A 20,135-nucleotide genomic window follows, 5' to 3' on the forward strand; every position below is an offset into this window, starting at 1 on the left:
GGGCCGCGAAGCGGCCCCCTTGAATCCGGCAGTAAACTCAAGATTTTGGGCCTGCTGCGCAGTCCAGCGGGAGCAAGCTCCCTCGCCACAGGGTATCCGGCAACGTCAGTCAGTACACGCCCCCAACCGCGGGCTTCGCTACGTCCTTGAACGTCGCCGCCAGTGTCTGCAAGCCCCGCATCAACACTGTCGTATCCACGCCCACCGCGACAAACGCCGCGCCTAGCTCGAGGTAACGCCGGGCCAGTTTTTCATCGGCGCTGAGAATCCCGGCAGCCTTGCCGGCCTGGCGGATGCGGGCGATGGCGTCTTCGATGGCCGCTTGCACATCCGGGTGGCCGGGGTTGCCGCGAAACCCCATGGACGCGCTCAGGTCCGCCGGGCCGATGAAGACCCCATCCACACCGTCCACCGCGGCAATGGCATCCAGGTTGGCCAGGCCCTCGCGGCTCTCGATCTGCACCAACAGGCACATCTGTTCATCGGCCTTGTCGAGGTAGCCGGGGATGCTGTTCCAGCGGGACGCCCGGGCCAGCGCACTGCCGACACCGCGGACACCGTGGGGCGGGTAGTGGATGGCACGCACCAGTTCGCGTGCCTGGCCGGCGCTTTCCACCATCGGCACCAGCAGGGTCTGCACGCCAATATCGAGCACTTGCTTGATCAGCGCCGTGTCACCGATCACCGGGCGTATCACCGGCTGGCTGGGGTAGGGCGCCACGGCCTGGAGCTGGCCGAGCAAGGTGCGCAAGTCATTCGGCGCGTGTTCGCCGTCGATCAGCAGCCAGTCGAAGCCGGCATTGGCCGCCAGCTCCGCACAGTAGGCATCGGCCAACCCCAGCCAGAGGCCGATCTGCGCTTCGCCGCTGCGCAGGCGTTGCTTGAAGGTATTGATGGGCATGTCCATGAGGCGGTCTCCGATCAGACGAAACGGCAGGCGATGGAACCGAGCATGTCGTAGTCGACATGGAAGGTATCGCCGGGGTTGGCGGCCACGGGGCGGGTGAAGGAACCGCCGAGGATGATCTGTCCCGGTTGCAGGGTGACGTCATAGGCCGCCAGCTTGTTCGCCAGCCAGGCCACGCCTTTGGCCGGGTGATTGAGCACCGCCGCCGAGACGCCGGATTCCTCGATCACGCCGTTGCGGTAGAGCACCGCCGGCACCTTGCGCAGGTCGATCTCGGTCGGGCGCACGGCACGACCGCCCATGACCACCCCGGCATTGGCGGCGTTGTCGGAAATGGTGTCGAAGACCTTGCGGGTCGCCTTGGTGTGTGGGTCGACCTGCTGGATGCGCGCATCGATGATTTCCAGCGCCGGGATCACCCATTCGGTAGCGTCGAGCACGTCGAACACCGTTACGTTCGGGCCTTTCAACGGCTTGCCGAGGATGAACGCCAGCTCCACTTCCACCCGTGGCACGATGAAGCGCTCGAACGGGATGTCGGTGCCTTCATCGAAAAACATGTCGTCGAGCAGCGCGCCGTAGTCCGGCTCGGTGATGTTCGACGACACCTGCATGGCCCGGGAGGTCAGGCCGATCTTGTGGCCGACCAGCTTGCGCCCGTCCTTGATCTTTTGCGCGACCCAGGCGCGCTGGATGGCGTAGGCGTCCTCAAGGGTGATGGCCGGGTGCTCGAGGGAAAACTGTCGCACCTGCTCACGGGTGCGTTCGGCCTGGTCGAGGCGCGCGGCGGCTTGCTGGATGAAAGTCTGGTCAAGCATGGCAAGGGTCTCTTATTGAGGATTGACGATGGCAGCCCGGGTGCGCAGCACCAGCAAGCCGCCAAGGGCGATGAGCAGGGCCAGCACGTACAGGGCGAGGCTGGCGCTCTGGGTGGTGTCGCGCATCCAGCCGATCAAGTAGGGCGCGAAGAATGAGGCGATGCTGCCGAAGGAGCTGATCAGGGCGATGCCGGCGGCCTGGGTGCCGTTGGACAGGAAGGCTGGCGGCAATTGCCAGAACATCGGCAACGCCGCACTGGCGCCCATGCCGGCGACGATCAGGCCGCTGAGCACCAGGGTTGGGTTGCCAGGGGAAAGCCCGGCGACCGCGATGCCCAGCGCGGCCATCAACAGCGGCACGCACAGGTGCCAGCGGCGTTCGCGATGGCGGTCGGAGGAGCGCCCGCAGCCGATCATGAAGAAGCAGCCGGCCAGGTAGGGCACCGCGCTGAGCAGCCCGACCTTGCCGTCGCTGCCGATGCCGGCACCGTGGATCAGGGTCGGCATCCAGAACGCCAGGGTGTTCACCGCCAGCATCACGGCGAAGTACACCGCCACCAACAACCAGACTTGTGGGTTGTTGAGAATCGCCGAGAACGAGGTGATGGATTTGCGCTGCTCTTCAAGGCTCAGTTGTTCGCGCAGCTGTTGCTTGGCCTGGGGTGTCAGCCAGTTGACCGCCTCGAAACTGTCCGGCAGGCACTTGAGCACAACCAAGCCGAGCAGGATTACCGGCAATCCTTCGATGACGAACATCCACTGCCAGCCGCGCAGGCCGCCAAGGTCATGGAAATGCTCGAGAATACCGCCGGACAAGGGCCCGCCAATCACCCCGGCCATTGGCACCGCGATGGCGAACAACGCCGTCACCTGGGCCCGGCGCCGGGCCGGATACCAGCGGTTGAGAAAGACCAGGATGCCGGGAAAGAAACCGGCCTCGGCCACGCCCAGCAGAAAGCGCAGCACGTAGAAACCGGCGGCGCTTTCGATGAGGAACATGCCGGTGGACAAGGCGCCCCAGACTACCATCAGGGTAGCGATCCAGCGCCGCGGGCCGACCCGGTCCAGGGCCATGTTGCTGGGCACGCCAAACAGCGCATAGGCGATGAAGAACAAGCCGGCGCCGAAGCCGTAGACCGTGTCGCTGAACTGCAGGTCGGCGCTCATCTGCATCTTCGCGAAGCCGATGTTGATGCGGTCCAGGTGGGCGAAGAGGTAACAGACCAGCAGCAGCGGCATCAATCGCCAGGTGATGGTGGCGTGGGTGCGGTCGTGGGCGATGGTGCCGACAGTGTCGGCGGTATTGGCTGTGCTCATGATCTTGTACTTTTTGTCAGAGAGGCCGATGGGAAGGGCGGGGCAGACGGATTCAGCTGGCCTGGCCCTTGAGGAAGGCGTGGACGTTGTTGGCCTTGAAGTTGAGTTGTTCGTGCAGCTCGATCATCTCGAACGACAGGGCCAGCAGGCGTTGGGCCTGGAGTTCGGCGAAGTGCGCAGTGATGACCTCGAAGAGTTTTTCCGCGACTTTCTGGCGGGTGGCCAGGTCGCGACCGTGGCCGACTTTCAAGGTCATGTGCACGAAGGCGTAGTCATGCTTACCGTCGGCCATGCGCCAGGTGTCCAGGCGTACGCCGCGGCTGCGGATGCCGCCCAGGGGGAAAACGCCGCTGTCGCCCAGCACGGCATGGACCTTTTCAAACAGGCCGGGGAGGTCGGCTTGGCGTTCGATGTTATCGGTGTATTCAGCGATGAAATGCGGCATGGGGCCTCCTGGGTCGGTAGTTTTGAGTTGTCAGCTGCAAGCGGCAAGTTGAACGCGGTCAGCTTGTAGCTTGCGGCTTGCAGCTGCTCTATTCAGACTGGAAAAATGGCATTGATCTGTCCGGTGCCGGAGCTGCCGAACGGCTCGGTGATGATTTCGGCAGGCTTGTCGTAGTCCGGTCCGCCGAGCAGCCCCAGCAGCATCGCGGTGTCATGCATCTTGCCTTCGCCAAAGCAGTGTTCGGCGTAGTCCGGGAGCATGGCGCAGAACTCTTTCCAGCGGCCCTGGCGCCACATGTCGACGACGTGCAGGTCCACCTGCTTGTCGAATTCCCGCGTCCAGTTGTGGATGTTGGCTTCGGCGTTGCGATCATCGGAGAAACGGTGGGACAACGAACCGGACGCCAGCACCAGCACCTTGCGATCGCTTTTTTCGATGGCCCGGCGCACCGCGGCGCCGAAGGCGAAGCTGTCTTGCAGGCGATGCCAGGCGCACCAGGCGGCAATGGACACGACGTTGAATTTCTGCGCTTGGGGGATATCCATGTGCATGTAGCGCATGGGCACTAGGGTGCCGTATTCCAGCTCCAGGCTAGGAATGTTGTGGGCCAGGGTGCGCACATCCACGGCATTGGCCTCGGCGGCGATCAGTTCGCCCAGTTCCGGCGCGCCTGCGTATTCGTACTCCATGTTCTTGATGAAGTGCGGTAGCTCGTTGCTGGTGTAGACGCCCTTGAAGTGCTCGCCGCTGTTGACGTGATAGGCGCTGTTGACCAGCCAGTGCACGTCGAACACCACGGCCGTGTCGGCGCCCAGCTCACGGGCGCGACGGCCGATTTCCTTGTGGCCGGCAATCGCGGCGGCGCGGCAACCGTGGTGCTTGCCGGGCAGCTCCGACAGGTACATCGAGGGAACGTGGCAGATTTTCGCAGCCAGGACGACTTCGCCCATGATGATTCTCCTGAAATGTTGTTCTTGTTGATCTTGAAACGGTGAATCAAGTCTTGCCGATGAGCGCTTGTGGCGAGGGAGCTTGCTCCCGCTCGATTGCGCAGCAATCGCCAGGAAAAAGCGGGGCCGCTTCGCAGCCCAGCGGGAGCAAGCTCCCTCGCCACAGGGTGTATCTCTTGCCGCAGATGCATCACCTGCTACAGAGGGATCACCCGATCTGGGTCACACCCCCCACCGCGGTATGTGATGACTGCCCATGGAGATGCAAACGTTCTTGATCTCGGCAAACACTTCAAAGCTGTACTGTCCGCCTTCGCGGCCGGTTCCGGAACCCTTTACGCCGCCGAAAGGCTGGCGCAGGTCGCGCACGTTCTGGCTGTTGATGAACACCATGCCGGCCTCGATGCCGTGGGCCAGGCGATGGGCCTTGCCGATGTCCTGGGTCCAGATGTACGAGGCCAGCCCGTATTCGGTGTCGTTGGCCAGCTGCAAGGCTTCGGCTTCGTCCTTGAACGGGATCAGGCACACCACCGGGCCGAAGATTTCTTCCTGGGCGATGCGCATCTTGTTGTTGACGTCGGCGAACACGGTCGGCTGGATGAACTGGCCGCGGCTCAAGTGGGCCGGCAGGTTGGCCGGGCGTTCCAGGCCACCGGCCAAGAGCGTGGCGCCTTCTTCGAGGCCGATCTTGATGTAGCCGGTGACCTTGTCGTAATGGCCCTGGGTGATCATCGAGCCGACCTGGGTTTTCGGGTCTTGCGGATCACCGACGATCAAGCGTTTGGCACGGGCGGCGAACTCGGCGACGAACTGCGGGTAGACGCTTTCCTGGATGAAGATCCGACTGCCAGCGGTGCAGCGTTCGCCATTGAGGGAAAAAATCGTGAACAGCGCGGCGTCGAGGGCGCGTTCGAGGTCGGCGTCTTCGAAGATCAGCACCGGCGATTTTCCACCCAGTTCCATCGAGTACTTTTTCAACCCGGCGGTCTGCATGATTTTCTTGCCGGTGGCGGTACCCCCGGTGAAAGAAATCGCCCGCACGTCCGGATGACGCACCAGCGCATCGCCGGCCGTGGCGCCATAACCCTGGATCACGTTCAACACGCCGTTGGGAATGCCGGCCTCGACCGCCAGGCGACCCAGTTCGTTGGCGGTCAACGGCGACAGCTCGGACATCTTCAGCACGGCCGTGTTGCCCAGCGCCAGGCATGGCGCGGTCTTCCAGGTCGCGGTCATGAACGGCACGTTCCAGGGCGAAACCAACGCGCAGACACCCACCGGCTGGTACAGGGTGTAGTTGAGCATCTGATCGTCGACCGGGTAGGTATGGCCGTCCATTCGCGTGCAGACTTCGGCAAAGAAATCGAAGTTGTGGGAAGCGCGCGGAATCAGCACGTTCTTGGTCTGGTGGATCGGCAAACCGGTGTCGAGGGTTTCCAGTTCGGCCAGCTTCGGCACGTTCTGCTCGATCAGTTCTCCGAGCTTGCGCATCAGCCGGGCGCGTTCCTTGGCCGGGGTGTTGGCCCATTTCGGAAACGCTTCCTTGGCCGCCGCGACCGCTTGGGCCACTTCCTCGGCACCGCCGCTGGCGACTTCGCCGATGGCCTCCCCGGTGGCCGGGTTGTAGTTGACGAAGACGTCTTTGCTTTCGACCTCACGGCCATTGATCCAATGTTTGATCATGCTGCTCAAGCCTCTTTACGGGATGCGAAGAACTCGGCTTCGCTGACAATTCGATTGACCAGGCGACCGACGCCTTCCACTTCCACCACCACTTCGTCACCGGGCACCACGTCCGCCAGGCCTTCCGGCGTGCCGGTGGCGATCATGTCGCCGGGCTGCAGGGTCATGAAGCTGGACAGGTATTCGATCAGGTAGGGGATGTCGAAAATCATGTCCTTCGTGCTGCCTTCCTGGCGCAGCTCGCCGTTGATCCAGGTGCGCAGCGTCAGGTTGCTCGGGTCCGGCACATCGGCCACATCGATGATCCAGGGGCCGACGGGCGTGGTCGCGTCACGGTTCTTCACCCGCAGGTTGGGGCGGTAGTAGTTTTCCAGGTAATCGCGGATCGCGTAGTCGTTGCACACGGTGTAGCCGGCCAGGTAGCCCAGCGCATCCTCGCGCTTGACGTTGCGCGCGGCTTTGCCGATGACCGCCACCAGCTCGCACTCGTAATGCATGTAGGCGACATTGTCGGGACGCCAGGTTGTCTGGTTGTGGCCGGTGTAGGTGCCAGGCGACTTGATGAATGCCAGGGGTTCGGTCGGCGGCTTGAACGCCAGTTCGGCGGCGTGATCGGCGTAGTTCAGGCCCAGGGCGAACATGCTGCCGGTGGCCGGTGGCAGCCACTGGACCTGGTCCTCGGCCAGCAGGCGACCGTCGGCCAGGCGTACGGCGTTGTGGGCTTCAACGGTGACGGCGTGATCCTGGCCTGCAAAACGAATGCGCGCGTGTTTCATGAACCTGCTCCTGTTTCCTCGGCCACGACGGTATTGACCAGGCGACCCAGGCCGCTGATGGCCACTTCGACGCGATCGCCGGGCAGCACATCGACCCGCCCCTCAGGCGTGCCGGTGATCAGCACATCGCCGGCATGCAGAGTCATGAACTCGCTGATCTCGGCAATCAACTGGGGAATGTTGCGCACGAAGTTGGCCGTGCTGTTTTGCTGGCGGACCTCGCCATTGACGTACAGCATGATCGCCAGGCTGTGGGGGTCGGCCACCTGGGCGCTCGGCACCAGTTCCGGACCGATGGCGCAAAAGCCGTCCCGGCACTTGGCCTTGACGGCGGGGCGGTAATAGCTGTCTTCCGGGAGGCTGAATTCATTGACGACGGTGTAGCCGGCCACGTAGTCCATGGCCTCGGCGGCGCTGACGCGGCTGGCCGATTTGCCTATCACCACGCCAAGGGCCGGTCCTGGTTGCAGCGTTTCGCCGCCACCTGGGTGAACCACATCGGCGTCGTGCCGGTTGCGGGTATTGGGCGTCTTGATGAACAGCACGGGCTTGAGCGGCGGCTTCTGGTAGGGCGGTTGCTCGAACTCGGCGAGGCGCTGTTTCAGCAGCCCCTGGTAGTTCAGCGCGACCCCGAACAGGGTGCCGGTCGCGACGTCATGCAGGGCACGGCTCATGCTTGTCTCCTGGCGATGGCAGAGTGATGCGGGCTCTGCGGTTATTGTTAATGTGTTAATAGTTATAATTAAGATGTTAACTATCGTCAAGCGTGACAGAATGACCGGCACTGGTTGCCTTGCCGGATTCGGTGCAGGATGAGGGCGGCAGGTACCTGAATCAGAATAAAAACGAGCACTGCGTGATGACCGAGCGCCAGCCGATCCCGAACATCAACATTGGTCAGGTGTACGACCAGCGTTACAGCGATGCCGAAGTGCATTACGACCGCCTCGCCAACCTGGCGGGTTTTTTCGGTCGCAACATGCCGGTGCATCGCCACGACCGGTTCTTCCAGGTGCACTACGTCAAGAGCGGCACCGTGCGGGTGTACCTCGATGACCAGCAATACGTCGAATCCGGCCCGATGTTTTTCCTCACCCCGCCGACCATTCCCCATGCCTTCGTGACCGAGGCCGACAGCGACGGGCATGTGCTGACGGTGCGCCAGCAACTGGTATGGCAGTTGATCGACGCCGATCCGAGCCTGGCGCCGGCTGGCGTGCAACTGCCGGCCGCCTGCGTGGCCTTGGCGCAACTGGGGCCTGGGCAGGCAGGGGAGGTGCGGCGGTTGGAATACTTGTTCGAGGAACTGAGCGAGGAGGTAGTGGCGGGGCATCCGGGGCGTAGCGCGGCGCTGGATGGGTTGACGCGTTTGATCATGATCAGCTTGCTGCGCTTGTGTTCCAACTCCCTGGAAGCCAGGCCCGCGCGGCATGAAGACCTGAAGATCTTTCACCGCTTCAATGAGCTGATCGAGGCCCATTACCTGCAGCATTGGCCGCTGTCGCGCTACGCCGAAGGCATCGGCGTGACCGAGGCGCGCCTCAACGACGTGTGTCGACGCATCGCCGATTTGCCCTCCAAGCGCCTGATCATGGAGCGGCTGATGCAGGAGGCCAAGCGCCTCTTGTTGTTCACCGGCAGCTCGGCCAATGAAATCTGCTACCAGCTCGGCTTCAAGGATCCGGCATATTTCAGCCGATTTTTCCAGCGTTACGCCCAACTCACGCCGGGGGAGTATCGTCAGCGGCAATCGGGGTTGCGCTGAAAACGCAGCCGTACTTTATGCAGATAGTCCCGTGGCGAGGGAGCTTGCTCCCGCTGGGCTGCGCAGCAGCCCCAAGACCATTCGACACGGTGTACCAGGCGAGACTGACGACTGCTGCGCAGCCGAGCGGGAGCAAGCTCCCTCGCCACAGAAGCTCCCGAGAGACTTTGCTTCTTGCGGCAGCCTGGAGACGACACTAAGCTGCCGACTCGCCCATTCACACAGTTCGAACATGGCCAATCCCAGACCCTCTTTGACCCTGACCCTGTTGCAAGCCCGCGAAGCGGCGATGGCTTTTTTTCGTCCGGCGCTGAACCAGCATGACCTCACGGAACAGCAGTGGCGAGTGATCCGCATCCTCCATCAGCAAGGTGAGTTGGAAAGCCACCAGCTCGCCCATCAGGCCTGCATTCTCAAGCCGAGCATGACCGGTGTGCTCAGTCGCCTGGAGCGTGACGGGTTGGTGCGTCGGCAGAAATCCAGCCAGGACCAGCGTCGGGTCTTCGTGGGCCTGACCGAGCGTGGCCAGCAATGTTTCGTGTCCATGAGCGAGGGCATGGAAAGCAACTACCGGCGGATCGAAGAGCAATTTGGCGAGGAGAAGATGCAGCAATTGCTCGCGTTGCTCGGTGAGTTGAAGAACATCAAGCCATAAGGCTTGAGAGCCATGAGTCCTGAGTCCGGAGCCTTGAGGCTTGAGGCTTGAGGCTTGAGGCTTGAATTTTGGGCCATTGAGGCTTGAGCTTTTGAGCTTTTTGTGGCGAGGGAGCTTGCTCCCGCTCGACTGCGAAGCAGTCGCAAAGCTCACCTGAACGCGTGGGAGTGGGCAGGGGGCTGCTACGCAGCCCAGCGGGAGCAAGCTCCCTCGCCACAGAAGCGCTTCCTTCACACCGGGCTGCGTTCACGCAGCTCCTGCAACCGATCAGCACCACCCTCTGCCACGCGATTCTGGCTCAAACGATCGGAACCACCTTCAGCCACACGATTCTGGCTCAACCGATCAGCCCCACCTTCGGCCACACGATTCTGGCTCAACCGATCAGCCCCACCTTCAGCCACGCGATTCTGGCTCAACCGATCAGCGCCACCCTCTGCCACGCGATTCTGGCTCAAACGATCAGAGCCGCCTTCAGCCAGTTGATGCTCAGCCTGGGCCGGGTCGTTCTTTGCCGAGGCAGCGTTCGCCAGGCCGACACCGCCAACCAGTGCCAGGGCGATTGCCAAGGACGACAGTTTCGAGAAGTTGAACATGGTGATTCTCCTTGCGTTTGATTGAGTAAGTCCGTGGCAGCGAAGGTGTTGCTGTCCGGTGATCACAGTTAAACGCGCAGATGTATCGACGATGTGTGCGAGGCGGGGGCGAAATCTATCGTTTCGTATCAAGCCGTGCTTCCTATACAGAGCGATACAAATCCTGTTGAGGCATGGGGAGGCGAGGCGCTGCCGAGTGCTCGACGAGTTGAAAAACCGTGAATTGTCTGGTCGATAATCGCACGCTTTGCGGTGTATCCCTGCGTGGGTTATTGACCAAACTAACCGGGTGGTACATTTTAGCGGCACCTGTCTTGTCCCATGTGGCCGAGACCATAATAAAAATAGAGGAACATCCCATGGCAGTCCGTCTGCGAGCGTCCCGCGCCGTCTCCTTGATCCATCTTCCAAGTGCACCGTCCAGCCTTCCAGGTTTGATTCGCTAGCGACCCACGTTGTTGCGGTCTTATCGCGCCAGCGGGATGTCGGCGCTCGACAAGCTCGGAGTTTTCAAGATGACAAAAGTCGTGGATCTGTATTTCAAGCTGCTGAAGCTGCTGATCGTGGTGTGCATGGTCGCGATGATCGTGCTGGTGTTCGGCAATGTGGTGCTGCGCTATGCCTTCAACTCGGGCATCAGTGTGTCGGAGGAGCTGTCGCGCTGGTTCTTTGTCTGGATGATTTTTCTCGGTGCCCTGGTGGCGCTCAAGGACCGTGCCCACCTGGGCATGGACAGCCTGGTCAAGCGCTTGCCGGCGGCAGGCAAGCGTATCTGCCTGGTCATCAGTCACCTTTTGATGTTGTACATCTGCTGGCTGATTTTCAGTGGCAGTTGGCAACAGGCAGCGATCAACCTGAATGTCGTCGCCCCGGCGTCAGGATTGTCCATGTCGCTGTTCTACGGTGCCGGCCTGGTGTTCGGCGCCAGTGCCGCAGCGATCCTGCTTTACGAGCTCTACCTGGCGCTGTTCGGCAAGCTGGGGGATGACGAGTGGGTGATGGTCAAGGACAACGACGCAGAGCTGATCACCCATAACGCCACCGCCCCAGACCCCATCAAGAGTACCCACCCATGACACTGGTTATCTTTCTCGGGTCCCTGATAGGCAGCATGGCCCTGGGCATGCCCATCGCGTTTGCCTTGCTGGTGGTCAGCGTGGCGTTGATGGTTTACCTGGACCTGTTCGACGCGCAAATCATTGCCCAGAACCTGCTCAACGGCGCGGACAGTTTCCCGCTGATGGCCGTGCCGTTCTTCATGCTGGCCGGCGAAATCATGAACGTCGGCGGGCTGTCCAAGCGCATCGTCAACATCGCCATGGCACTGGTGGGGCACAAGCGCGGCGGTCTGGGCTACGTGGCGATCATCGCCTCCTGCCTGCTGGCGTCGCTGTCCGGTTCGGCCGTGGCCGATGCGGCGGCACTGGCGGCGTTGCTGGTGCCGATGATGGTGCTGGCCGGGCACAACCGGGCACGCTCGGCGGGTTTGATTGCTGCCGGCGGCATTATCGCGCCGATCATTCCGCCGAGCATTGGCTTCATTGTCTTTGGCGTGGCGTCCGGGGTATCGATTTCCAAATTGTTCCTGGCCGGCATCGTGCCGGGAATCATGCTCGGCGTGGCGCTCGCCATTGCTTGGTGGTTCGTCTCCCGCAGCGAGAATGTCGAGACGCCACCCAAGCAATCCCGCGCCGAGGTCCTGCGGGCACTGGTCGAGGGCAGCTGGGCCATGGGCTTGCCGATCATCATTATTTTTGGCCTCAAATTCGGCATTTTCACCCCGACGGAAGCGGCAGTGGTGGCGGCGGTCTATTCGCTATTCGTCTCCCTGGTGATCTACCGGGAAATGAAAGTCAGCCAGCTGTATGGGGTAATCCTGTCTTCGGCCAAGACCACCTCGGTGGTAATGCTGCTGGTCGCCGCCGCCATGGTTTCTTCCTGGCTGGTGACCATTGCCGACTTGCCGGGCCAATTGGCGGCGGTGCTTGAGCCGTTCATGGATAGCCCGACCCTGCTGTTGGTGGTGATCATGCTGATGATCATCCTGGTTGGTACGGTCATGGACATGACGCCAAGCATTCTCATCCTCACACCGGTGCTTATGCCTGCGGTCACCCAGGCGGGCATCGACCCGGTCTACTTTGGCGTGTTGTTCCTGATCAACACGGCCATCGGCCTGATTACCCCACCTGTGGGCACTGTGCTCAATGTGGTGAGCGGCGTTTCCAAGCTCAATATCGAAGAAATCGTTCGCGGCGTGTGGCCGTTCCTGCTTGCGCAACTTGCGGTGCTGTTCCTGCTGGTCCTGTTCCCGCAATTGGTCCTGGGGCCGTTGAAATTCTTCACCGGTTGAGACCGGTGCAAGCCGTAGTGGCTCGACTTTAAAAACAATAACGATCGGAGAGTGACATGGGAAAACTGATGAAAACCCTGCTGGCCGGGGCGTGCGCGACGGGCTTGCTGTTGGGCAGCGTGGCCAGCCATGCGGATGAGATTCGCGAACGTACCTTGCGATTCGCCTTCCAGAACGTCAAGGAACACCCCCAGGGCCAGGGCGCGCAGAAGTTCGCCGACCTGCTCAGCGAGAAGAGCGGTGGCAAGATCAAGGTCCGCCTGTTCCCTGGCGGTACGCTGGGCGGTGACGTGCAAACGGTGTCAGCGTTGCAGGGCGGCACCCTGGACATCACCGTGCTCAACTCCGGCATCCTGGCCGCCCAGGCCCCGGATTACGCCATGCTCGATTTCCCGTTCCTGTTCAACAACGTCGATGAGGCCCATGCGGTCATCGATGGGCCGGTCGGGCAGAAACTGGCGGCGCAACTGGACAGTAAAGGGCTGCTAGGGCTGGGGTATTGGGACCTGGGTTTTCGCAACCTGACCAACAGCAAGCACCCGGTGACCAAGCTGGAAGACATGCAAGGCTTGAAACTGCGTGTGATCCAGTCGCCAATCTATCTGGAAACCTTTACCGCCCTGGGCGCCAACCCGGTGCCGATGGCGTTCCCCGAGGTCTACACCGGCCTTGAGCAGCACACCATCGACGGCCAGGAAAACCCTTTCACGGTGATTGAAGGCAACAAGTTCTACGAGGTGCAGAAGTATCTTTCCGTCACCGGGCACATCTTCAATCCGCAGTCGTTGATCATCAGCCAGAAAACCTGGAATCGCCTCAACGACGATGAAAAGGCAATGATTCGCGCGGCCGCGGCCGAGGCGCAGACATTCCAGCGTGAAGTCACGGCGGCGAGCATGGACAAGGCCAAGGCGACATTGGCCGCTGCGATGACCGTCAATGAAATCAGCCCCGCCGAGAAAGATCGCATGCGTGAGCGCGTGCAGCCGGTGATCGACAAGTTCGCCAAATCCCTGGATGGCGACCTGGTGAAAGCGATGTACGACGAAATCGCCAAGGTGCGGGCGGCGCAATGAGGTGAATGGGCCTGACACCAGCGTCAGGCCTGAACAGATCCGACCCTGTGGGAGTGCTCCCACAGTTGTTTTGGGGTGGACTCAGGACTTGCATACGCCGTGGATCCCGGTGGGAGCGGGCTTGCTCGCGAATGCGTCGGGACATCCAGCATCACTGCAAGCTGGCCCACCGCTTTCGCGAGCAAGCCCGCTCCCACAGTTGTTTTGGGTGGAGTCAGGATTTGCATACGCCGTAGATCCCGGTGGGAGCGAGCCTGCTCGCGATAGCGGAGTGTCAGCCAAGATCAATGTGGCTGACCTGACGCCATCGCGAGCAGGCTCGGCTCCCACAGGGATTTTTGTTTCGTCAGTGAACGGTTACTGGGCGGCCGGAACGGCCAGCCACTGGCCAATCACTTTCTGGTAGCTGCCATTGGCCTTGCTCAGGTGCAGCCATTGGTCGACGTACATTTTCCAGGTGTTGTCATCCCGTGGCAGCAGGTAGGCCTTCTCGCCATATTGCAGGTAGCGAGTCGGGTTGACGGCGCACAGGCCGGGCTTGAGTTTTTGCTGGTAGAGCGCTTCGGACGCGTCGGTGATCATCACGTCGGCTTTCTTGTCCAGCAGTTGCTGGAAGATGGTCACGTTGTCGTGGAAGCTGAGCTGGCCGTTGGGCAGGAACGCGCGGACGAAGGCTTCGTTGGTGCCGCCCGCCGGCTCGACAAGACGCACCGACGGCTGGTTCATCTGCTCGATGGTCTGGTAACGCTCCTTGTCTTCGCAACGCACCAGGGGGATCTTGCCATCCACGTCGAGGGTGGAGCTGAAATAGGCCTTTTTCTGGCGCTCCAGCGTCACCGAAATCCCGCCCATACCAATGTCGCATTGGCCTGCAACCATATCCGGCATCAGGGTTTTCCAGGTGGTCTGCACCCATTGCACCTTGACGCCGAGGCTGGCGGCCAGTGAGCGCGCCATGTCGATGTCGATGCCTTCGTATTCGCCAGCTTGGGTTTTAAAGGTGTAGGGCTTGTAGTCGCCGGTGGTGCAGACCTTCAGTTCGCCGCGCTGCTGGACCTGGTCCAGCAGCGAGGGAGCCGGCTCGGCCAGGGCGCCGCTGGAGAGCGCCAACAGGCCACAGAACGTCATCGAGCTTGTTATGGTTTTCATAGGGATTGGACGTCTCGTAGCGGAGGGAAACAAGATCGGGGAGTGTAGTAAAAGTGTCGGCCGGCTGTCACTGCAGGCTTTCCAGGTAGGCGCAGAACATATCGGCCATGGCGTCGCTATACACGGCAACCTCCACGGGAGAGCGGGGCGCTGATGAAAAACGCTTGCCCACGGCGCTCAGCGTGGTGATCACCAGGTCACCTGCGAGGGCACGGGTTTGTACAGGAGCGTCTGGCAAGGCTTGCAGCATGAAAGCGTCCACCGACTGTTGCACCGACAGCCGCGCGGCCTGGTGCTCGGGGGCGTCGCGGTAGAGCGGTGCGGCGTCGTTGAGGGCGACGCGTATCTGGGCCTCGTCGCATTCGGACTGGATGAACGCCCGCACCAGGGTGCGCAGTCGCTCGAAGGGCGGCTTGCGGTTGTCTTCAAGAATCTCGCGCAGCATGTCGCTGGTTTGCCGCCATTCATCGCTTTGCAGGCGGAACAGGATCGCCGCTTTGTTCGGAAAGTACTGATACACCGAGCCGACGCTGACGCCCGCTCGCTCGGCAACACGGGCCACCGTGAAACGTGTCGCGCCCTGGGTCGCCAGAACCTGAACAGCCGCCTCCAGAACGGCGGCGACGAGCTCGGTGGAGCGTGCCTGTTTCGGCTGTTTGCGCGAGGAAATCTGCGGGCTTGGGCGATCGGACATGCGGACGTGAACCTCGACAGGGAATGCGAATAGGAAACGCGACGGATTATTCGTATCTTGAATGCGACGAATTGATCGCATTCTAGTGGGATCCACAGGCCGCGTTCAACGTCACATCGCATCCTTTCCGTGGGTAGGGTTATGACTCAAGAAAACATTCATCTCGGTGCCTCTGCGGTGCCCCAGGCATCCCTCGGTGCCAATCCGGTGTTCAAGCTGTTGCCGCTCACGCTGACGGTGTTCATCGGTTTTCTGACCCTGGGCATGCAATTGCCGGTGTTGCCTCTTCACCTGCATGACACCCTGGGCATGGGCACGCTGGTGATTGGCCTGGTGGTCGGCGCGCAGTTCGTCGCGGCGCTGTTGTCACGGGCCTGGGCCGGCAATTTCGCCGACATGCGCGGTGGCAAGCGCGCGGTCATGGTTGGCCTGGTGACGGCGGCGGTTTCCGGGTTGGTCTATCTGCTTTCCCTGGCGTTCGTTGCCACGCCTGTGACGTCGGTCTGGCTGCTGTTGGGCGGACGTGTGCTGCTGGCATTCGGGGAAAGTCTCATTGTCACCGGCGCGCTGGGGTGGGGCATGGGCCTGGTGGGCGCGCAGCATGCCGGCAAGGTCATGGCTTGGAATGGCATCGCCATGTACGGCGCCTACGCCCTGGGCGCTCCGTTCGGCGTGGCGCTGAATGGCGGTTGGGGGTTCACGGGCATTGCCGTCGCCACGGTGTTCGTCCCGCTGCTGGCGCTGCTGATTGTTTCAGGTGTGCGGGCGGTCGCCCCTACAGCGACCCGGCGGGCACCGTTCTACAAGGTGATGGGGGCCGTGTGGGTGCCAGGCATGGGGTTGGCGTTTTGCAGCGTTGGTTTTGGGGTCATCACAGCTTTTATCGCACTGTTGTTCGCGGCCAGGGCTTGGGGCGATGCCTCCCTGGCGTTCACCGCCTTCGGCCTGGCCTTCATCGGTGCGCGCCTGCTCTTTGGCCACCTGCCCGACAAGATCGGCGGGGCCCGTGTCGCCCTGGTTTGCGTGGTGATCGAAGCCGTTGGGCTGTTGTTGATCTGGGGGGCAGACACGGCGGCAATCGCCTGCTTGGGGGCGGCGTTCACCGGCTTCGGCTATTCCCTGGCTTTCCCGGGCTTCGGGGTGGAGGCGGTGAAGCGTGCGCCGCCGCAGAACCGCAGTCTCGCCATGGGGGCCTATGTCGCTTTCCTCGACATCTCCCTGGGACTCAGCAGTCCGCTGGCCGGGGCGTTGGCGGGTACGTGGGGCATCGGCGCGGTTTACCTCGGTGGGGCCGTGGCGGTGATGCTGGCCGTTGTCGTGGCGCTGGTGCTGTTGCTGCCGGAGGGCCAAGGCCGGCAGCCGGTTTGAGTCCGTCAGTGGTGTTCCCTCGATTGGTTTTAACAGGAGTTTGAAACATGCATGTATTCGTTACCGGTGCCACGGGCTGGGTGGGGTCTGCCGTGGTCCAGGAATTGAGGGGGGCCGGCTATCGGGTCACGGGCCTGGCCCGTTCCGAGCACAAGGTCGCTGCGCTGGCCGCGACCGGCGCGAAGGTGGTCCGCGGCACGTTGGAAGACCTCGACGTCCTGCACCAGGCCGCCTCGGCGGCGGATGCGGTGATTCACACCGCGTTCAATCATGACTTCTCGCGGTTTGCCGAGAACGCTGAGCAGGACCGCCATGTCATCGAAGTATTGGGCAGCGCGCTGCAAGGGTCTGAGCGGCCTTTGCTGGTGACGTCCGGCCTGCTGGGCTTGACCCGGGGCGCGAGCGAGCTGGAGGTGCCCAGCCCGGCTTCGCCGCGTAAGTCCGAAACGGCGGCCCGGGCGCTGGTCGAACGTGGTGTGCGGTGCGCGACCGTACGCCTGGCACCCTCGGTCCATGGCATCGGCGACTACGGATTCGTGCCTCTGCTGATTCGCCTGGCCCGGGAGACGGGCGTCTCGGCCTATCTCGGAGACGGCGGCCACTGTTGGTCGGGTGTGCACCGGCTGGACGCCGCCCGGGTCTATCGGCTTGCGCTGGAGCAGGGCGTGACGCAGTCGGTCTACCACGCCGTCGCCGAGGAGGCCGTGCCGTTCAAGGCCATTGCCCAGGCGATCGGTGGTGGCCTGGGGTTGCCGGTCGAATCCCGGGAGCGCGAGCATTTCGGCTGGTTTGCCCACATGGCAGCGGCGAACATGGCGGTGTCCAGCGAATACACCCGTGCCTTGCTGGGATGGATGCCAAGTGGCCCGGGCCTGTTGGATGATCTTGAGTTGCCTGGTTACTACGCTGGATAAGGGGTACCTGTGGCGAGGGAGCTTGCTCCCGCTGGGTTGCGCAGCGACCCCAATGTTTTACGGTCGCTGCGCAACCGAGCGGGAGCAAGCTCCCTCGCCACAAGGGCTGTGCGGGCCTCTAGCGGGAAATGATCCCGTGGTCGATCGCGTATTTCACCAGGGCCGCGGGTTTGTCGATGTTCAGCTTGCGGCGGATGCTCAGGCGATGGGTTTCGACGGTGCGTACGCTGATGTCCAGTTCGCGGGCCATTTCCTTGTTGTTCAGGCCCTGGACCATTTTCGCCAGCACTTGGCTCTCCCGTGGCGTCAGCTCGTTGTCGCTGTGCGGGTCGGTGGCGAGCCGCTGGGCGATCTCGGCACTGTAGAAGGTGCCGCCGCTGATGATGGCCTCGATGGCCGCGATGATTTCCCGCGATGGCGCGTTCTTGAGCACGTAGCCGCTGGCGCCGGCGCGTACGGATTCGCTCACGTACTCATAATTGTCGTACATGCTGAGGATGAGGATCTTGAGGCTGGGGTATTGTTTGCCCAGTAATCGGGTCAGCTCAAGGCCGTTCTTGTCCTTGAGGCCGATGTCCATCAGCAGCAGGTCCGGTTGGCAGCGACCGACCATTTCGATCGCCTGTGCGCCGTTCTCGGCTTCGCCTACCACGTCCAGTTGCGGCATCACCGAGAGCAGGGCCCTGATGCCGTCGCGGACCAAGGAATGGTCGTCGACCAGCGCGACGCGAATCACGGGAGGCAGGGTCATCGGCAAGTGCTCTGGTTGGAGAGGGGGCATCAGCTTTGCGTGACCGAGAGGTTCATGGGCAGCAGGATGTCCAGTTCGCTGCGGCCTGGCACCGACGTCACTTCCAGGCGTCCGCCGAAATGCTCGACCCGTTCGCGGATGTTACGCAGGCCGATGCCGGCATGGCCGCGTTCCACTTGCGGGACGTTGAACCCCATCCCGTCATCGACCACCGTCAGGCGCAGGGACTGGCTGGAGCCGAATAGGCTGATGCCGACGCTTTTCGCCCCGGCATGGCGCTCGATATTGGTCAGGGCCTCTTGGGCAATGCGAAACAGCGAGACGGGGGCGCCATTTTCCAAGCGGCAATCGAATTCGTTGCTGCGGTAGGACACTTCCAGCCCGCTGCGCTGCTGGAATTCGCTGGCGAGCTGGCCGATGGCGGCGGGCAGCCCCAAGGTGTCGAGCAGGGAGGAGCGCAAGTCGTGGGAGATGCTACGGATCTCGCCGATGGCGTCGCCTAGCCGGTCGGTGGCGGTCTTCAGGATACCCAGGCCGTTGTCCTGACCGTTCTCCAAAACATGGCTGGCCAGTTCGAACTGGAACTTGATCGACACCAGCACTTGGCTGATGCCGTCATGAAGTTCGCGAGAGACCCGTGAGCGTTCTTCTTCCTGCAGGCTGACGATGCGCTGGTTCAGCCGCTGCAGCTTCTGGTCCGCCAGGCGATGTTCGCTGACGTTCAGGGTCATGCCTCCGGCGAATACCAGCAGGACCGCTACCAATGCGATGGCAGCGATGGCTTGCATGGTGGTGTGGATGCCATGGGCGACTTCGTCACGGGCTTGTTGGGTGGCGCGTTCGACATCCTCCAGGTAGATCCCCGTGCCAAGCGTCCAGCCCCATTTGTCGAGCCTCACGACGTAGGCCAACTTGTCGGTCACCTGGCCGGAGGAGGGCTTGTTCCAGGCGTAGCGCTGGAAACCATCGCCTGACTCGGCGCTCCTGATCAGCGCCTGGATCACCGGCAAGCCCTTGGGGTCCTTCATGTCCCAGAGGTACTGCCCGACCAATTCCGACTGGCGGGCATGCATGAGGCTGCGACCCTGGCGGTCATACACGAAAAAGTAACCGTTGATGCCGAAGCTGAGCTTGCGCAGTTCTTCCAGGACCTGCTGTTGCGCGCGCGCGTCTCCCTGGCCGTCGTCATACAGCGGGGCGATCAGGCTCTGCGCCATCTCGACATAGTTCTTCAGTTCGGCGCGCTTGCTCGCCAGGATGCTGTCTTCGATCAGTTGCGCCTGTTGATCGCCCAATTGGCGGTTGAGCGAGATCACCAGGGCGCAGATGACCGCGATGGCCAGGACCAGCGGCAAGATCCCGAGGGCGACGATTTTGTGTTTGAGCAGCATCTGTACTCCTGTCCGGGCTCGGCGGGGAGGCGAATGGCGGCATCATATGCCAAACCAGCCTGCCCGGCACAAACCTGTGGAGCAAGACATGTGGGAGCAAAGCTTGCTCGCGATGCAGGCGCCGCGGTTTATGGAAAACCGTATCGACGCTATCGCGGGCAAGCCTTGCTCCCACAGGGGGAATTGGGGTTCTACGTAGTACTACGGATTTATTTGTTGACCCGTTGCAGGGATATTGGGTCGGCTCCGAATAGCCGGGGCACACTATAAAAACAATCGCCGCAATCCACTGGATATCGGCAGGAGACACGCAATGACAACCCGTCTGGTTAAACACCTCGCCTGGTTTGCCGTGGCTGTTCTGGGAGCCTGTGCGTTGAGTGTCGTGGCCTTGCGCCGCGGCGAACCCATCAACGCCCTCTGGATCGTCGTCGCCGCCGTGGCCATCTACCTGGTCGCCTACCGCTACTACAGCCTCTTCATCGCCAACAACGTGATGCAACTCGATGCGCGCCGGGCCACCCCCG

General features: G+C 62.1%; 21 protein-coding genes. 8 read left to right on the forward strand and 13 right to left on the reverse strand.

All coding sequences use genetic code 11. The features are described from left to right. Positions 1 to 109 precede the first annotated feature (109 nt). The 8 genes from hpaI to HU767_RS26600 all read right to left on the reverse strand — a co-directional run bounded on the left by hpaI (position 110) and on the right by HU767_RS26600 (position 7,570). Positions 110 to 907 carry a 4-hydroxy-2-oxoheptanedioate aldolase gene (hpaI, locus tag HU767_RS26565; protein ID WP_186730906.1) on the reverse strand — a complete coding sequence of 266 codons (798 nt, stop codon included), beginning with the start codon at positions 905 to 907 and terminating at the stop codon, positions 110 to 112. Between the two features lie 14 nt (positions 908 to 921). Further along, positions 922 to 1,725 (reverse strand): 2-oxo-hept-4-ene-1,7-dioate hydratase, encoded by an 804-nt coding sequence (hpaH, locus tag HU767_RS26570; RefSeq protein ID WP_186730907.1) that lies wholly within the window; start codon positions 1,723 to 1,725, stop codon positions 922 to 924. Positions 1,726 to 1,737: 12 nt separating this feature from the next. After that, a complete protein-coding gene (locus HU767_RS26575) occupies positions 1,738 to 3,042 on the reverse strand; it encodes an MFS transporter (RefSeq protein ID WP_186730908.1) in 1,305 nt (434 codons plus the stop codon). 52 nt (positions 3,043 to 3,094) lie between these two features. After that, positions 3,095 to 3,487 carry a 5-carboxymethyl-2-hydroxymuconate Delta-isomerase gene (locus HU767_RS26580; RefSeq protein WP_186730909.1) on the reverse strand — a complete coding sequence of 131 codons (393 nt, stop codon included), beginning with the start codon at positions 3,485 to 3,487 and terminating at the stop codon, positions 3,095 to 3,097. Positions 3,488 to 3,579: 92 nt separating this feature from the next. Further along, entirely contained in the window at positions 3,580 to 4,437 is an 858-nt protein-coding gene (gene hpaD / locus HU767_RS26585; RefSeq protein ID WP_186730910.1) for a 3,4-dihydroxyphenylacetate 2,3-dioxygenase, read from the reverse strand. 222 nt (positions 4,438 to 4,659) lie between these two features. After that, complete coding sequence (hpaE, locus tag HU767_RS26590; RefSeq protein ID WP_186730911.1) at positions 4,660 to 6,120, reverse strand: 5-carboxymethyl-2-hydroxymuconate semialdehyde dehydrogenase; 1,461 nt, start codon at positions 6,118 to 6,120, stop codon at positions 4,660 to 4,662. 5 nt (positions 6,121 to 6,125) lie between these two features. Continuing rightward, complete coding sequence (locus tag HU767_RS26595) at positions 6,126 to 6,896, reverse strand: fumarylacetoacetate hydrolase family protein (protein ID WP_186730912.1); 771 nt, start codon at positions 6,894 to 6,896, stop codon at positions 6,126 to 6,128. Continuing rightward, positions 6,893 to 7,570 carry a fumarylacetoacetate hydrolase family protein gene (locus HU767_RS26600; protein ID WP_186730913.1) on the reverse strand — a complete coding sequence of 226 codons (678 nt, stop codon included), beginning with the start codon at positions 7,568 to 7,570 and terminating at the stop codon, positions 6,893 to 6,895. Before HU767_RS26600 ends, HU767_RS26595 begins: the two co-directional genes overlap by 4 nt. A gap of 185 nt (positions 7,571 to 7,755) precedes the next feature. Here HU767_RS26600 and hpaA point away from each other — a divergent pair, with 185 nt between their 5' ends. Together hpaA and hpaR are read left to right on the forward strand one after the other, a co-directional pair. After that, positions 7,756 to 8,661, forward strand: coding sequence for a 4-hydroxyphenylacetate catabolism regulatory protein HpaA (gene hpaA / locus HU767_RS26605; RefSeq protein ID WP_186707418.1), 906 nt, complete (start codon positions 7,756 to 7,758; stop codon positions 8,659 to 8,661). A gap of 232 nt (positions 8,662 to 8,893) precedes the next feature. Further along, positions 8,894 to 9,316, forward strand: a complete 423-nt coding sequence (gene hpaR, locus HU767_RS26610) for a homoprotocatechuate degradation operon regulator HpaR (RefSeq protein ID WP_186707419.1) — start codon at positions 8,894 to 8,896, stop codon at positions 9,314 to 9,316. Positions 9,317 to 9,546: 230 nt separating this feature from the next. On the opposite strand, the gene HU767_RS26615 is transcribed toward hpaR, so the two are convergent. Continuing rightward, positions 9,547 to 9,912, reverse strand: coding sequence for a hypothetical protein (locus tag HU767_RS26615; protein WP_238349527.1), 366 nt, complete (start codon positions 9,910 to 9,912; stop codon positions 9,547 to 9,549). Between the two features lie 515 nt (positions 9,913 to 10,427). On the opposite strand from HU767_RS26615, the gene HU767_RS26620 reads away from it, so the two are divergent. From HU767_RS26620 to HU767_RS26630, 3 genes are read left to right on the forward strand one after another with little or no spacing between them, the layout of a single operon-like run. Further along, positions 10,428 to 10,988: a TRAP transporter small permease gene (locus HU767_RS26620; RefSeq protein WP_186730914.1), complete on the forward strand. Its 561-nt coding sequence runs from the start codon at positions 10,428 to 10,430 to the stop codon at positions 10,986 to 10,988. Continuing rightward, a complete protein-coding gene (locus HU767_RS26625; protein ID WP_186730915.1) occupies positions 10,985 to 12,265 on the forward strand; it encodes a TRAP transporter large permease subunit in 1,281 nt (426 codons plus the stop codon). The genes HU767_RS26620 and HU767_RS26625 overlap by 4 nt, the downstream gene beginning before the upstream one ends. A gap of 56 nt (positions 12,266 to 12,321) precedes the next feature. Continuing rightward, positions 12,322 to 13,341, forward strand: coding sequence for a TRAP transporter substrate-binding protein (locus tag HU767_RS26630; protein ID WP_186730916.1), 1,020 nt, complete (start codon positions 12,322 to 12,324; stop codon positions 13,339 to 13,341). 357 nt (positions 13,342 to 13,698) lie between these two features. Here the strand turns inward: HU767_RS26630 and HU767_RS26635 are convergent, their stop codons facing one another. Together HU767_RS26635 and HU767_RS26640 are read right to left on the reverse strand one after the other, a co-directional pair. Further along, positions 13,699 to 14,490 (reverse strand): transporter substrate-binding domain-containing protein, encoded by a 792-nt coding sequence (locus tag HU767_RS26635; RefSeq protein WP_186707424.1) that lies wholly within the window; start codon positions 14,488 to 14,490, stop codon positions 13,699 to 13,701. A 67-nt stretch (positions 14,491 to 14,557) separates the two neighbouring features. After that, positions 14,558 to 15,184 (reverse strand): TetR family transcriptional regulator, encoded by a 627-nt coding sequence (locus HU767_RS26640; RefSeq protein ID WP_186730917.1) that lies wholly within the window; start codon positions 15,182 to 15,184, stop codon positions 14,558 to 14,560. 141 nt (positions 15,185 to 15,325) lie between these two features. Between HU767_RS26640 and HU767_RS26645 the strand changes: the two genes are divergently transcribed. Further along, positions 15,326 to 16,552, forward strand: coding sequence for an arabinose transporter (locus HU767_RS26645; RefSeq protein WP_186730918.1), 1,227 nt, complete (start codon positions 15,326 to 15,328; stop codon positions 16,550 to 16,552). A 47-nt stretch (positions 16,553 to 16,599) separates the two neighbouring features. After that, positions 16,600 to 17,466 carry an SDR family oxidoreductase gene (locus HU767_RS26650; RefSeq protein ID WP_186730919.1) on the forward strand — a complete coding sequence of 289 codons (867 nt, stop codon included), beginning with the start codon at positions 16,600 to 16,602 and terminating at the stop codon, positions 17,464 to 17,466. A 118-nt stretch (positions 17,467 to 17,584) separates the two neighbouring features. On the opposite strand, the gene HU767_RS26655 is transcribed toward HU767_RS26650, so the two are convergent. Next, positions 17,585 to 18,217 carry a response regulator transcription factor gene (locus HU767_RS26655; RefSeq protein ID WP_186730920.1) on the reverse strand — a complete coding sequence of 211 codons (633 nt, stop codon included), beginning with the start codon at positions 18,215 to 18,217 and terminating at the stop codon, positions 17,585 to 17,587. A gap of 29 nt (positions 18,218 to 18,246) precedes the next feature. Further along, entirely contained in the window at positions 18,247 to 19,608 is a 1,362-nt protein-coding gene (locus HU767_RS26660) for a cache domain-containing protein (protein ID WP_186710876.1), read from the reverse strand. Positions 19,609 to 19,921: 313 nt separating this feature from the next. Between HU767_RS26660 and HU767_RS26665 the strand changes: the two genes are divergently transcribed. Beyond that, positions 19,922 to 20,135: carbon starvation CstA family protein (locus HU767_RS26665; protein ID WP_272972540.1), on the forward strand; the 214-nt coding region annotated here is incomplete at its 3' end.

The organism is Pseudomonas sp. SWRI179, assembly GCF_014268705.1.
GTDB classification, from domain to species: Bacteria; Pseudomonadota; Gammaproteobacteria; order Pseudomonadales; family Pseudomonadaceae; genus Aquipseudomonas; species Aquipseudomonas zanjanensis.

Coding starts and splice junctions, on each gene's coding strand:
- HU767_RS26620 (WP_186730914.1), top strand. CDS start 10,428: ATGACAAAAGTCGTGGATCTGTATTTCAAGCTGCTGAAGCTGCTGATC.
- HU767_RS26640 (WP_186730917.1), bottom strand. CDS start 15,184: ATGTCCGATCGCCCAAGCCCGCAGATTTCCTCGCGCAAACAGCCGAAA.
- HU767_RS26600 (WP_186730913.1), bottom strand. CDS start 7,570: ATGAGCCGTGCCCTGCATGACGTCGCGACCGGCACCCTGTTCGGGGTC.
- HU767_RS26580 (WP_186730909.1), bottom strand. CDS start 3,487: ATGCCGCATTTCATCGCTGAATACACCGATAACATCGAACGCCAAGCC.
- hpaD (WP_186730910.1), bottom strand. CDS start 4,437: ATGGGCGAAGTCGTCCTGGCTGCGAAAATCTGCCACGTTCCCTCGATG.
- HU767_RS26630 (WP_186730916.1), top strand. CDS start 12,322: ATGGGAAAACTGATGAAAACCCTGCTGGCCGGGGCGTGCGCGACGGGC.
- hpaA (WP_186707418.1), top strand. CDS start 7,756: ATGACCGAGCGCCAGCCGATCCCGAACATCAACATTGGTCAGGTGTAC.
- HU767_RS26595 (WP_186730912.1), bottom strand. CDS start 6,896: ATGAAACACGCGCGCATTCGTTTTGCAGGCCAGGATCACGCCGTCACC.
- hpaE (WP_186730911.1), bottom strand. CDS start 6,120: ATGATCAAACATTGGATCAATGGCCGTGAGGTCGAAAGCAAAGACGTC.
- HU767_RS26645 (WP_186730918.1), top strand. CDS start 15,326: ATGACTCAAGAAAACATTCATCTCGGTGCCTCTGCGGTGCCCCAGGCA.
- hpaH (WP_186730907.1), bottom strand. CDS start 1,725: ATGCTTGACCAGACTTTCATCCAGCAAGCCGCCGCGCGCCTCGACCAG.
- HU767_RS26650 (WP_186730919.1), top strand. CDS start 16,600: ATGCATGTATTCGTTACCGGTGCCACGGGCTGGGTGGGGTCTGCCGTG.
- HU767_RS26655 (WP_186730920.1), bottom strand. CDS start 18,217: ATGACCCTGCCTCCCGTGATTCGCGTCGCGCTGGTCGACGACCATTCC.
- HU767_RS26615 (WP_238349527.1), bottom strand. CDS start 9,912: ATGTTCAACTTCTCGAAACTGTCGTCCTTGGCAATCGCCCTGGCACTG.
- HU767_RS26625 (WP_186730915.1), top strand. CDS start 10,985: ATGACACTGGTTATCTTTCTCGGGTCCCTGATAGGCAGCATGGCCCTG.
- HU767_RS26575 (WP_186730908.1), bottom strand. CDS start 3,042: ATGAGCACAGCCAATACCGCCGACACTGTCGGCACCATCGCCCACGAC.
- HU767_RS26635 (WP_186707424.1), bottom strand. CDS start 14,490: ATGAAAACCATAACAAGCTCGATGACGTTCTGTGGCCTGTTGGCGCTC.
- hpaR (WP_186707419.1), top strand. CDS start 8,894: ATGGCCAATCCCAGACCCTCTTTGACCCTGACCCTGTTGCAAGCCCGC.
- HU767_RS26660 (WP_186710876.1), bottom strand. CDS start 19,608: ATGCTGCTCAAACACAAAATCGTCGCCCTCGGGATCTTGCCGCTGGTC.
- hpaI (WP_186730906.1), bottom strand. CDS start 907: ATGGACATGCCCATCAATACCTTCAAGCAACGCCTGCGCAGCGGCGAA.